General features: G+C 71.9%; 11 protein-coding genes and 1 pseudogene. 8 read left to right on the forward strand and 4 right to left on the reverse strand.

All coding sequences use genetic code 11. The features are described from left to right. Nucleotides 1–1,029: 1,029 nt before the first annotated feature. Nucleotides 1,030–1,635: pseudogene (locus CCN44_RS30960) on the reverse strand (ATP-binding protein); the annotation flags it as partial. A 327-nt stretch (nt 1,636–1,962) separates the two neighbouring features. Beyond that, entirely contained in the window at nt 1,963–2,286 is a 324-nt protein-coding gene (locus CCN44_RS30965) for a hypothetical protein (protein ID WP_059247803.1), read from the reverse strand. Nucleotides 2,287–2,609: 323 nt separating this feature from the next. On the opposite strand from CCN44_RS30965, the gene cds1 reads away from it, so the two are divergent. From cds1 to CCN44_RS31005, 8 genes are all read left to right on the forward strand, one after another. Further along, nucleotides 2,610–3,734 (forward strand): L-cysteine desulfhydrase Cds1, encoded by a 1,125-nt coding sequence (gene cds1, locus CCN44_RS30970; protein WP_059247802.1) that lies wholly within the window; start codon nt 2,610–2,612, stop codon nt 3,732–3,734. A gap of 231 nt (nt 3,735–3,965) precedes the next feature. After that, nucleotides 3,966–5,165: a sensor histidine kinase gene (locus tag CCN44_RS30975; RefSeq protein WP_189397334.1), complete on the forward strand. Its 1,200-nt coding sequence runs from the start codon at nt 3,966–3,968 to the stop codon at nt 5,163–5,165. Beyond that, nucleotides 5,162–5,563, forward strand: a complete 402-nt coding sequence (locus CCN44_RS30980) for a roadblock/LC7 domain-containing protein (RefSeq protein WP_030340335.1) — start codon at nt 5,162–5,164, stop codon at nt 5,561–5,563. The genes CCN44_RS30975 and CCN44_RS30980 overlap by 4 nt, the downstream gene beginning before the upstream one ends. Continuing rightward, nucleotides 5,560–5,934, forward strand: coding sequence for a DUF742 domain-containing protein (locus CCN44_RS30985; RefSeq protein ID WP_059247800.1), 375 nt, complete (start codon nt 5,560–5,562; stop codon nt 5,932–5,934). Before CCN44_RS30980 ends, CCN44_RS30985 begins: the two co-directional genes overlap by 4 nt. Next, nucleotides 5,909–6,511 carry a GTP-binding protein gene (locus CCN44_RS30990; protein WP_059247799.1) on the forward strand — a complete coding sequence of 201 codons (603 nt, stop codon included), beginning with the start codon at nt 5,909–5,911 and terminating at the stop codon, nt 6,509–6,511. The genes CCN44_RS30985 and CCN44_RS30990 overlap by 26 nt, the downstream gene beginning before the upstream one ends. A 124-nt stretch (nt 6,512–6,635) precedes the next feature. Next, nucleotides 6,636–7,937 carry a cytochrome P450 family protein gene (locus CCN44_RS30995; RefSeq protein WP_059254793.1) on the forward strand — a complete coding sequence of 434 codons (1,302 nt, stop codon included), beginning with the start codon at nt 6,636–6,638 and terminating at the stop codon, nt 7,935–7,937. Nucleotides 7,938–8,041: 104 nt separating this feature from the next. Then, nucleotides 8,042–9,304, forward strand: coding sequence for a cytochrome P450 (locus CCN44_RS31000; protein ID WP_086701296.1), 1,263 nt, complete (start codon nt 8,042–8,044; stop codon nt 9,302–9,304). Between the two features lie 44 nt (nt 9,305–9,348). Beyond that, a complete protein-coding gene (locus CCN44_RS31005; protein WP_059247798.1) occupies nt 9,349–10,140 on the forward strand; it encodes an enoyl-CoA hydratase/isomerase family protein in 792 nt (263 codons plus the stop codon). Here CCN44_RS31005 and CCN44_RS31010 read toward each other — a convergent pair whose 3' ends face one another. Together CCN44_RS31010 and CCN44_RS31015 are read right to left on the reverse strand one after the other, a co-directional pair. After that, the gene (locus tag CCN44_RS31010; RefSeq protein WP_086701300.1) at nt 10,141–10,614 is read right to left on the reverse strand and encodes an SRPBCC family protein; all 474 of its coding nucleotides are present in this window, start codon (nt 10,612–10,614) and stop codon (nt 10,141–10,143) included. It lies immediately after the preceding gene. 68 nt (nt 10,615–10,682) lie between these two features. Continuing rightward, on the reverse strand, nt 10,683–11,516 hold the full coding sequence (locus tag CCN44_RS31015) for a DeoR/GlpR family DNA-binding transcription regulator (protein ID WP_059247796.1): 834 nt from the start codon (nt 11,514–11,516) through the stop codon (nt 10,683–10,685). Nucleotides 11,517–11,867: the final 351 nt, after the last annotated feature.

Raw genomic sequence — 11,867 nt, forward strand, 5'->3', positions numbered from 1 at the left:
GCGCGGCGGGGCGGACGCGGTGAAGGCGCCGGCCTGGGCGCGCCGGGATTCCGGCCTGCGTACCAGCGCACTCGGGGACCCGGCCGGACCCGCGCCGTCAGCCGGACCCGCCGGTGACCGGCTGCGGCCATCGCCCGCCGCTCCACCGGCAGTGCCCCGGCCGCCGCCTGCGGTACGGCCGGAGGCCTCGGCCTCGGCGGCTTCCTCGGCTGAGCCGGGTCGGCGACCTGGCCGGTCATCCGCCCGGTGCCTGCGCGGGCCTGCGTCCGCCCCGCCAGGTGGCCCGGCCGGATGCGTTCTGGGCCGTTGCGACGCAGTGCGAGGGGTGGGGCGCTCGGGGTTGCCGCCGTGGGCTGGTGTGAGCTGGGCGAGAGTGCTCCGGGGTTCCGGGCCGAGGCTGATGAGGAGTGCAGGACCCCGCTCCCTTCCCCGGTTCACTGTGAGGAGGGAGAGCGCCGCGGGCTCCTTCTCCCGTCCGTCGCGAGCGGGCGAGAACGCCCGGCCCCACTCCGTTTCTGAGGCGCGGAGTGAGCGCGCCGGGCGGTGTCGCCCGGAAGACCCCGCCCATGCCGCCGTCGGCAGCGCCCCGGGTTCCCTGACCAGGGGCCCAGGGCGCTGCTGCGCGCCGGCCTGCTGCCGGACTGCCCGCGCCTCGGCTCACGCGCTGCACCGCGGGCTCGCCGTGGCCGGGGCGCAGCCCGGTCAGCCGCGGACGGCCGGCCTCGGCGGGGAGGCGGGCCCCACGCCGGGTGCGGGGGACGTGACCGGCGCCGACGGCTTGGCGGCGACGGGGGCCGTACCACCGGCAGGTGTCGTGGTGCGGGCCGGGGCGGTGCTGTGGACGGGCACGGGCGGGGTGTTGTCCACCGGTGCTGGTGCTGGTGCTGGTGCCCTTGCCGGTGCCGTACGGCCGGCCCGCGTCGTGCTCCTGACGGAAGCCGTACTTCCCACCGGTGCCGTACCCGTCGGCGCGGCGACTCCCGCCGGAGTCGAAGCCCCCGCCCCTCCGGGCAGCTCCGCCCCGGCCGGAACCGAGGCCCGGGCAACCGCCGGCACACCGGCTCCCGTCGGCACGGACACCCCCACCGCAACAGGCTCGGCAGCCGGCGACGGCGTCGGCGTAACTGTCGGCGTCGGGGCTGGCGCAGGCGTAGCCACCGGCGTCGGCGTCGCCCGCTTCGCCACCCCCCGCCGCCCGCCTTCCGGCCGCCCGTGGGCCGGTGCCGTGGCCGGCAGGGTGAACCACACCACCTTGCCGTTCTCGCCGTCCGGCCGCGCGCCCCAGCTCTCGCTGACCGCGGCCACCATGGCCAGCCCCCGCCCGCAGGTGGCCAGCGGGCCGCAGTCCGCCGTGTCCGGGGCGTCGGCCGGCACCGGCAGACGGGGATCGTGGTCGCGCACCGAGACCGTGAGCCGGTCCGGCAGCAACTCCAGTTCGACGGTGCACGACTTGTCGGGCCTGGCATGCCGGTGGACGTTGCTCAACAGCTCCGTCACACCGAGCGCGGCGCGGTCTATCAACGGGTCCAGATGCCAGTAGCGCAACTGCGCAGATACGATTCTGCGGACCTGGCCGATCCGCGACGGCAGGGCTTGGAGCTCCACCGTGCAGTGCCTGCTTGGATGACTGATCACGGCTGCGACTCCCCGATGTGAGGTCCGGAGGAACCGGAAGAACACGGAGAACAACGGATCCAGCAGGGTGCTTGCGTCCAAACGTCCGCCTGCTGTCGTGGCCGGCGGGCTGGTTCGCAGCGTTATCGCCGGTAAACCCAGAGTGACGTAACACCAGCGTGACGCAGCGGATGCGCTCCCGCAACTCGCCGCGACCGACCGCTGCGCACCGTGCGCGACATGCGCGGCCTGCTCGGCGGACGCACGTGCACACGGTGCGCAGCATGGCGCCCCGCGGACAGCGTGCGCGTTGTGCACAGCACACGCGCCGTGCCCGGCGTACGCGGCTCAGCCGCCGCGTCCCGCCGCCCGGCGCACCGCCTCGATGAACCGCCGTGCCGCCGGCGGCCCGGCCTGCCCCGGCGCGGGGTCGTGGTCGCCCAGCGTCAGCAGGTACAGCGTGCCGTTGACGTCGGCCAGCGCCCGGTCGTCCGGCACGAACCACGGCTTGGACGCGCGCACCGCCTGTACGGGCGCGCTGTCTATCTCGCTGCCGTAGCTGGTCAGCAACTGAAGCCTGCCGTTGCTGATCCGGACCTGCCCGGCCCGGGTGAGTGAACGCAGGCGTTTGCCGATGCGCACGCCTGTGGCACTGAACTCGGGCTCCGCCATGTCTCGCCGCCCCCTTACGGTCTTCCCGTGCTTCTTCGGTCTCCCCATGTTCCGTGTGCGCCCCCGTCACGGGACGGTGGTCCCGTCGCGTGCAGTCTGCCCCGGTACGGCGAGGAGCACCAGTACGCGCGGGGCGCGTGCGACAACCGTCCGGAGCACGTGCGCCCGTGCGCCCCCGGGTGGCTCGCACGCCTGTGCCCCAGGGGGTCTTTGGGGCGCTCAAAGATGCGTTTATGCAGGTGGGAAGCGGTGTGAAAGCTGCCTATGCTCGATCTGCCGGCCCGCATGAGGCGCCGTCGGCGATCAGCGTAAGGAGCCCCGCCGTGAGCACGACCCCTCAGACCCGGACCGGCGCCACCCTGGACGTCGACCGCACGGACGCCGCCTACCGCGCTTGGCTGAAAGAAGCCGTGCGCAAGGTCCAGGCCGACGCCAACCGGTCGGCCGACACCCACCTGCTGCGCTTCCCGCTGCCCGAGCGGTGGGGCATCGACCTCTACCTGAAGGACGAGTCCACCCACCCCACCGGAAGCCTCAAGCACCGGCTCGCCCGGTCCCTGTTCCTCTACGGCCTCTGCAATGGCTGGATCCGCCCGGACCGCCCGGTGATCGAGGCGTCCAGCGGCTCGACGGCGGTCTCCGAGGCCTACTTCGCGAAGCTGATCGGCGTTCCCTTCATCGCGGTCATGCCGCGCACGACGAGTGCCGAGAAGATCCGCCTGATCCAGTTCCACGGCGGACAGTGCCACTTCGTGGACGACTCCCGGAAGATGTACGAGGAGTCAGCCCGCCTCGCGGTGGAGACCGGCGGCCACTACATGGACCAGTTCACCTACGCCGAGCGGGCCACGGACTGGCGCGGCAACAACAACATCGCCGAGTCGATCTTCCGTCAGCTGCGCCTGGAGCGGTTCCCGGAGCCGGCCTGGATCGTCGCCACGGCGGGCACCGGCGGCACCTCCGCGACCCTCGCGCGCTATGTCCACTACATGCAGTACGACACCCGGATCTGTGTCGCCGACCCGGACAACTCCTGTTTCTTCGAGGGCTGGACCACCGGCGACCCGGACGTCACCTGCGACTGCGGCTCCCGGATCGAGGGCATCGGCCGGCCGCGCATGGAGCCCAGCTTCGTGCCCGGCGCGATCGACCGGATGATGAAGGTCCCGGACGCGGCCAGCGTCGCCGCCGTACGGGCCCTGGAGGGGGCCATCGGCCGGAAGGCGGGCGGCTCCACGGGCACCGGGCTGTGGAGCGCGCTGAAGATCGTCTCCGAGATGGTGGCCCAGGGGCGCACGGGCAGCGTCGTCACCCTGCTGTGCGACCCGGGCGACCGCTACCTGGACAAGTACTACTCGGACGGGTGGCTCGCGGAGCAGGGCCTGGACATCGGGCCGTACGCGGCGGCGCTCGACTCGTTCCTGGCCACGGGCGAGTGGCCGAACTGAGACGCCCCGTCCCTCGGCAACCGCCGTACGACGGGCGGGTTGCGGGGCTGTGTGGGTTTGGTGACGTCTCAATTGGGGCCCTGGGCAAGCGGGTTGCGCCTGTGTGACTGATAAGATCATCCCACTTTTCAGTGGGCTGACGGCGTGTCATGAACGCGTCTGGGGGGACAGTCTCAAAGGCACCATCGCGCTGCTCACGCTTCTGGCGCGATGCGACTTGAAGAGAGTCTCATGACGTCTTTGACCCGGGATCCACTGTTGTGGATCTTGCTTGTGGTGCTCGTCGCTGCGGTCGTCGCAGTGCTGCGGGCCCGGAGAACCAACATGGCGCTCCGAAGAACGAGGAAGGACCTGGAAGCAGGGCTGGGGGAGGCCCGCGGCGACATCGGTCAGCTCCACGCGCACATCGCCGCGCTGACCGCACAGCACCAGCGTGACCTCGCGGATGTACGGGCGGACGCCGAGGCGTCGACCAAGGCGGTGCTGAAGTCCGCGATGGGCACGCTCCAGTCGCTCGCCGAGGAGCAGCAGGTCCTCCTGGACAACCTGCTGAAGAAGTACGGCGACACCACGGACGTCCTGGCCGACCTGATGACGGTCGACCACACCGGCAGCCAGTTCAGCCGCCGCGCCAAGGGCATCTCCGTGCTGTGCGGCGGCTGGCTGGGCCGGCGCGAGCGCGCCGCCACCGTCTACGACGTCGCGCGCAGCGCCCAGGGCAGGATCAAGGACTTCGACCGGGTCAGCGTCCACTCGCAGGTCAACGTCTCCCTCGTCGGCAAGGCCGTCGAGCCGGTGGCCGTCGTCCTGGCCGAGCTGCTGGACAACGCGACGAACTACAGCGCGCCCGGAACGCCGGTCGAGGTCAACATCCAGGCCGTGCCCACCGGGCTGTGCTTCATCGTGGACGACGCCGGTCTCGGCATGGACCAGGAGACCAAGGACCGGGCGGCGGCTCTGCTGTCGGTCGACGGTCCCGTCGACATCACCGGTCTCGGCGATCCGCCGCGGTTCGGCTTCGCCGTGTGCGGCATGCTCGCCGCCCGCTACGGCTTCGCCGTCTCCGTCGGTTCCGTGTCCCCCTACGGCGGAGTGCGTGCAGTGATTCGTGTGCCCGAAAGTCTCCTCGCGGCCGACGCGCCCGCCCCCGTGGCCGACGCCCAGGACACCGCGAGCCCGGAGGCGCCCCCGCAGCGCCTGGCACCGGTCCCGGTCGTGGGCCCCTCGCACGTGGTGGGGACGACCTCCGGAGGTCTGCCCAAACGCCGGCGGCGGGGCGGCCCCGTCACGGTCGTCCCGGCCCTCGACGCCGGCCAGGAGGGGACGCCCGAACCGGTCAGCGAGGTGACGGCGTCACGGCTCGGCGCGTTCGCGCGCGGAACTCAGCTCGGGCGCACCACGAACACCACGGAAGGACCTGACAACAAGTGAACATCGACCTGTCCTGGGTGCTGAACGACGTACTCGAGGTACGTGGGGCCCGGCACGCGATCCTCGTCTCGGGCGACGGCCTGCTGCTGCAGCGCTCGGACGACATCGGGCGGGACGACGCCGAGACGAACGCCGCCGCGATGAGTTCGATGCAGTCGCTGAGCCGGGCCGTCGCGGGGTTCGTGGGAGCGGGACACGGAATCTGGAAGCAGACGCTGCTGGAGTACGACGGCGGCTGGATCTTCCTGATCGCGGCCGGCCAGGGCTCGTACCTCGCCGTCTCGGCCGCACTGGACGTCGACATGGAGGCCATGTCGTTCCGCATGCAGAAGACGGTGTCCGCGCTGAGCAAGGCGATGAGCGTGGCACCGCGCTCGGACAACGGCGTGGGCGCATGACAAGCCCCGGCGAGGAAGCCTCCGTCACCAGCGACTTCGTGCGCTCCTACGTCATCACCGGCGGCCGGAGCCTGCCGGCCGCGGACGACCTGGCGCTGCACACCCTGGTCACCCTGGCTCCCGAGCGGACGCCCCCGCTGGGAGCCGGCCCCGAGGTGATGGCGATCTGGCAGCTGTGCGCGGGCGGCTATCTGTCGGTCGCGGAGGTGGCCGGCCACCTGGGACTGCCGGTGGGGGTGGCCCGGCTGCTGCTGACCGACTTATTCGAGCAGGGACACCTGCTGCGCCGCGCCGAGCCGCCCCGGGCTCAGAACGTTGACAGAGCGACCCTGGAAAAGGTTCTGAATGGACTCCAATCCCTCATCGGCTGAGACGGCCCCCGGATCCATATACGTCTCCAGCGCGGTGACCAACGCTGCGAAGATCCTGGTCGTCGGGCACTTCGCCGTGGGCAAGACGACCTTCATCGGCTCGCTGTCGGAGATCACCCCGCTGCGCACCGAGGAGAAGATGACGCAGGCGTCGCTCCACGTGGACGACCTCCGGGGCGTCGCGGACAAGACCACCACCACCGTGGCCCTGGACTTCGGCCGGCTGACGCTCAGCGACGACCTCGTGCTCTACCTGTTCGGCACCCCCGGCCAGCAGCGGTTCATGCAGCTGTGGGAGGACATGGCGCGCGGCGCGCTGGGAGCGCTGCTCCTGGTCGACCCCGCCCGGCTGGAGGAGACCTTCCCCGTCATCGACCTCGTCGAACGGTACGGCCTCGAGTACGCCATCGCCGTCAACAGCTTCGAGCAGGGCACGGTGTACGCGGAGGCGGAGGTGCGCGAGGCCCTCGACCTGCTCCCCGACACCCCCGTCGTCTACTGCGACGCCCGCGACCGGCAGTCCTCCGCCCACGCGCTGATCGCCCTCGTGCGCCACCTGCTCACCCGAGCCGCCTGACACCCCCATCCGCCCGGACCTCCGGCCCTGACACCCCCATTCCCCGGACCATCGGCCCGGAGCCAGCAGAAGGAACCCCATGGACCGCCAGTCAGCCCCCGCCCCCGCCGGCGCCAGATGCCCCATGCACGACGCGGCGTTCGCCGCCGACCCCCACCAGGTCTACGACCGGCTGCGCGCCCACGCTCCGGCCGGGCCGGTGGAACTCGCACCCGGCGTCGACGCCACCCTGGTCGTCGGCCACGAGACGGCCCTGCGCGTGCTGCAGAACTCCACGCTCTTCGCCCGGGACGCCCGACGCTGGAAGGCACTCAACGAAGGACGGATCGGGCTGGACAACCCGGTACTGCCGATGATGGCGTACCGGCCCAACTGCCTGTTCACCGACGGTGCCGTGCACCTGCGGCTGCGCAAGGCCGTCACGGACAGCCTGGCCCGGCTCAACATCACCCGGATCCGCCGTGACGTCGAGCCCCTCGCCGACTACCTCATCGACCAGTTCAGCGAGCGGGGCCGGGCCGACCTCCTCAACGACTACGCCAAGCTGCTGCCGCTGCTGCTGTTCAACAAGCTCTTCGGCTGCCCGGCGGACATCGGCGACACCCTCACCAGCGCCATGTCGGCGATCTTCGACGGCCAGGACGCCCAGCGTGCCAACGAGGAACTCACCGCCTGCCTCATGGAGCTGATCGCCCTCAAGCGCCGCCGGCCCGGCGACGACGTCACCTCCTGGCTGATCCAGCACCCCGCGGGCCTGACCGACGAGGAACTCAAGGACCAGCTGGTCATGCTGATGGGCGCCGGCGTGGAACCCGAGCGCAACCTCATCGGCAACGCCCTGCTCCTGCTGCTGTCGCCCGACACGAGCGGGCGCGACTCCGGCATGCTGATCGAGGAGGCGATCGATCACGTGCTGTGGAACCAGACGCCGATCGCCAACTACGCCACCCACTACCCGGTCCAGGACGTGGACCTCGGGGGAGTGGTCGCGGAGGCGGGCACCCCGGTCGTCATCAGCTTCGCCGCGGCCAACAGCGATCCGGCGCTGGCCGAGGCCCGCCGGATGCACAGCAAGGGCGCCCACCTGGCCTGGGGAGCCGGTCCGCACGCGTGCCCGGCCAAGGACCCGGCGCAGGTCATCGCCGTCACCGCGATCGAGAAGATCCTCAACGCCCTGCCCGACCTGACGCTGGCCGTCCACGAGAAGGAACTGGAATGGCGGCCGGGCCCGTTCCACCGGGCCCTGGTCGCGCTGCCCGTGGCCTTCAGCCCGACCCCGGCCACCCGCATGGCCTCCGCGCTGCAGAACCGTACCGTCGCCGCGGCGGAGCAGCCGCTGCCCACCACTCCGGTCGCCTCAGTGCGTCAGGAACCGGCCAGGAAGAAGGGCTTCTGGAGCAGCTTCCTGGATATCTTCCGGGTCTGATGTGCACCATGTGACGGGAGCAACACTCACAGGCGCATGACGAAGGAGAGGGGAAGGGTAGATTCCGGCGGTAACGGAAGCGCCCAGCCACAAAGGAGCTTTGCGTGACCGCCGTTGGCGTCATACGCGGTACCACCCCCGACCGCCGAGCCGTCATTCCCCTCCTTCGTCGCCTGCGGTCCGCCGAGGGACAGGCCGACCCTCTCCCCGTCTGGGAGGAGCTGCGCGCACTGGGCGATGTGGTGCCCGCCCCCTGGGGCGGGTACTTCGTGACCGGATTCGATGCCTGCAACCAGGTCCTGCGCGGCCGGAACTGGCTCGTACCCGACTTCGACTGGCAGGAGCGCCAGCCGGACACCGGGCGCTGGCAGGAGCCGGCCACGCGGGAGATGACACGGACCCTCTCCCGCCTCAACCGGCCCGCGCACACGGTGCAGCGCCGAGCCCTGGGCAACCTCTTCGACCGCGGCACCCTGGAGACCATGCGGCCCCAGATCGCCGACCACGTCACCCGGCTCCTGGACCGCCTCGACCGCCGGCTGCGCAGCCACGGCGCGGCCGACTTCGTCACCACCGTCGGCGAGCAGCTGCCGATCCACACCGTCGGCCGGTGGCTGGCCATCCCGGCCGAGCACTACCCGCACATCCTGGACTTCACCCACCGCCAGGTGCACGCCCAGGAACTGCTCCCCACCAAGAGCGACCTCGCGATCTCCGCCCAGGCCACCCGGGAGATGCGGGCCTTCTTCACCGGCCTCCTCGCCCATCGGCGCGCCCACCTCGGCAACGATGTCCTCTCGGGCTGGATCCGTCACTGGGACGCCCAGTACCCCGACGACCGCGCGGCGGCCGACCAGACGCTGTACGACCTGACGATGTTCATCACCATCGCCTCCCTGGAGACCACCGCGACCCTGCTCACCAACGCGGTGTGGTTCCTCACCCGGGACCCCGCCCGGGCCGACTTCCTGCGCCGGAACCCCGAGCACATCGACGACGCGATCGACGAGGTGCTGCGCTACGACCCGCCGATCCACCTCAACTCCCGCTTCGCCGCGGACGACACCGTGCTCGCCGGCGTACCCATCGCGAAGGACACCACCGTCCACGTCCTCTACGGCGCCGCCAACCACGACCCGCGCCGCAACCACCAGCCGCACGTCTTCGACATCCGCCGCAAGGGCGGCCACCTCACCTTCGGCGGCGGCGCCCACTACTGCCTCGGCTCGGCCCTGGCCCGGCTGGAGGCCCGGCAGTTGCTCACCCAGCTGCTGGAACGATTCCCCACCCTGCGGCCCACCGCGGGGCCGACCTACGCGCACCGGATGGTCTTCCGGCGCATCACCTCCCTGTACGTGACGGCCTGACCGACTCCCGGCACGCGACGACCTGACCCCCGGAAAGCGACGACATGACCGCCCTTCCCCTCACGGCACTCCCGGCCGGCTCCGGACAGCAGACCCTGCGGACCCATCGGGAGGGCCCCGTCCTCAGGATCGAGCTGAACACCCCCGAGGACGGCAACACCGTGACCGATGCCCTGCTGGACGACCTCCTGGCGGTCCTCCAGGACCAGGATCCGGCGGTCCGGGTGCTCGTGCTCGCCGGGAGCGGTGACGACTTCTGCCTGGGCGGGGACCGCGGCGAATTCGGCCGGCACCTCGCCGACGACCCCACGGGCAGCGGCATCCGCAGGTCCGGGACCAAGGCGCGGCGGGTCTGCGACGCCCTGACCGGGAACCCGGCCGTCACCATCGCCCGCGTCCACGGCAAGGTCATCGGGGCGGGCATGGCCCTGGCGCTGGCCTGTGACCTGCGGGTGGGAGCCGAGGACGCCACCTTCCGGCTGCCCGAACTGGCCCTCGGGCTGCCCACCGCGTGGGGCGGCCTGCTGCCCCGCCTCATCAACGAGGTCGGCGCCGCCCGGGTCCGCGAACTCGTCCTCACCGGCCGGGCCTTCACCGCGGCGGAGGCCCAGTCCCTGTCCATCCTGCAGAAGGTCGTCCCCGCGCAGGAGCTGGACGCGGCCGTCGCCGCCTGGGCCCGGCCCATCGTCCGCCGCCCCCCGGCGGCCCTGCGCGTCACCAAGACCCTGCTGAACTCGCTGTCCGCCGCCTCCCGCCTGGCCGACGTCTCCGCACTGGACGCGGAACTGATGGCAGCGGTCGTCGCCGAGGCGCACCACGCCCGCGGCGGCTACTGATCACGCCCGGGACAGCCGCCGGTCCAGGGACGTCACCGCGTCCCGGAAGGCCCGCTTGAGCCCCGCCCGGGCGAGTACGAGGACGAACCGGAACGGCGCCGTGCCGTCGGCGGCGAAGGTCCACCGCACGCGTGTGCCCGTGCCGTGCGGGGTCAGGCGCCACTCCTCGACCAGGGCACGGGCGCCCGGCGCGTTGGTGGCGTCGACGCGGTAGGCGTACACCTCGGGCGCCTTCGCCACGAGCACCGTCTCCGCGAACCGCGTCCCGCCCCGGAGCCGGATCTCCCGCCCGGCGCCGCCGTCGGTGGCCCGGGCGAGCGTCACCGCGGAGAACCACTGGGGCCAGCCGGACACGTCCTCGGCGAGCGCCTGGAAGACCCGCTCGGGGGGCGCGGCGATGTTCCGCGCGAAGACCAGGCGTACGGGCGCGGCCCCGACGAAGTCGATCTCCACCGGACGCAGACGACGAGCCATGGACGAACCCCCTGGTGACCGTTGCGCAGAGCGACTGACCGGGCACCGTCACCTTAGCTGAGGGGCTCTCAGATGTCTGCGCCGTCCTCGTCCTCGGTCTCGCCCGCGACCACCACCCGCAGGTGCTCGGAGATCTCCGCGCGCGCCTCGGCCGGCAGCCCCGCATCCGTCACGAGGGTGTCCACCTGCTCCAGCGCGGCGAAGGAACTCAGCCCCACCACGCCCCACTTGGTGTGGTCGGCGACCACCACGACCCGGCGCGCCGAGTGCACCAGCCGCCGGTTGGTCTCGGCCTCCGCGAGGTTCGGCGTGGACAGGCCGGCCTCCACCGATATGCCGTGCACACCGAGGAAGAGCAGATCGAAGTGGAGCGCCGCGATCGCCTGGTCGGCCACCGGACCGACCAGCGAGTCCGACGGGGTGCGCACCCCGCCGGTCAGCACCACCGTGGCCGCCCCCTGCCGCTGCCCCGAGGTGCGCTGCGCCGCGTGGAAGACGTCCGCGACCCGCACCGAGTTCGTGACCACGGTCAGGTCGGGCACCTCCAGCAGGTGCTGGGCCAGCGCGTACGTCGTCGTGCCGCCGGACAGGGCGATCGCCGCCCCCGGGCTGACCAGGCGGGCCGCGGCGCGCGCGATGTCCTCCTTGGCGGTCAGCTCCAGTCCCGACTTCGCCTCGAACCCCGGCTCGTGGGTGCTCGCCTCGACCACCGGCACCGCACCGCCGTGCACCTTCTCCAGCATTCCCTGGCGGGCGAGCGCGTCCAGGTCGCGGCGCACGGTCATGTCCGAGACGCCGAGCTTGCGGGTCAGTTCGTTGACCCGTACCCCGCCCCGGCGCCGGACCTCGTCCAGGATCAGGGCGCGGCGCTGCTCCGCGAGGAGGTTCTGATTCTCACTCACGTACGCTCCGGTCCTTTCGCCGCCAACCGTCCGACACGCCCGGCGCACCGGCTCCGACCAGGAGATTCCGTCCGTCCGGCAGTGCGCGGGCGTCCCATCCTTTCATGGGTCGGCCCCGGTTGCGCCACCACCTGCCGGACCGTCCGGCAGGACACGGTTCGGGGAGATTCCGTGACGAGAGGTGTACGCGAGCGCCGGAACGGAGATCCTGGACCGCGCACGACACAGACGTCAGGGCGTCACGGGGGAAGTGCGAGAACAGTGGAACGCGCACAGGACCGCTCCGCAGAGCCGTACGAGGACCGACCGGCCGGGCCGTACGGAGACCGCTCGGCCGGGCCGGTGGATCCT

Source organism: Streptomyces tricolor (genome assembly GCF_002155905.1).
Taxonomy (GTDB): domain Bacteria; phylum Actinomycetota; class Actinomycetes; order Streptomycetales; family Streptomycetaceae; genus Streptomyces; species Streptomyces tricolor.

Excerpts from the sequence above, each read along its gene's own strand:
- CCN44_RS30965 (WP_059247803.1), bottom strand. The coding sequence starts at position 2,286 with ATGGCGGAGCCCGAGTTCAGTGCCACAGGCGTGCGCATCGGCAAACGC.
- CCN44_RS30975 (WP_189397334.1), top strand. The coding sequence starts at position 3,966 with ATGACGTCTTTGACCCGGGATCCACTGTTGTGGATCTTGCTTGTGGTG.
- CCN44_RS30985 (WP_059247800.1), top strand. The coding sequence starts at position 5,560 with ATGACAAGCCCCGGCGAGGAAGCCTCCGTCACCAGCGACTTCGTGCGC.
- CCN44_RS30990 (WP_059247799.1), top strand. The coding sequence starts at position 5,909 with ATGGACTCCAATCCCTCATCGGCTGAGACGGCCCCCGGATCCATATAC.
- CCN44_RS30995 (WP_059254793.1), top strand. The coding sequence starts at position 6,636 with ATGCACGACGCGGCGTTCGCCGCCGACCCCCACCAGGTCTACGACCGG.
- CCN44_RS31005 (WP_059247798.1), top strand. The coding sequence starts at position 9,349 with ATGACCGCCCTTCCCCTCACGGCACTCCCGGCCGGCTCCGGACAGCAG.
- CCN44_RS31010 (WP_086701300.1), bottom strand. The coding sequence starts at position 10,614 with ATGGCTCGTCGTCTGCGTCCGGTGGAGATCGACTTCGTCGGGGCCGCG.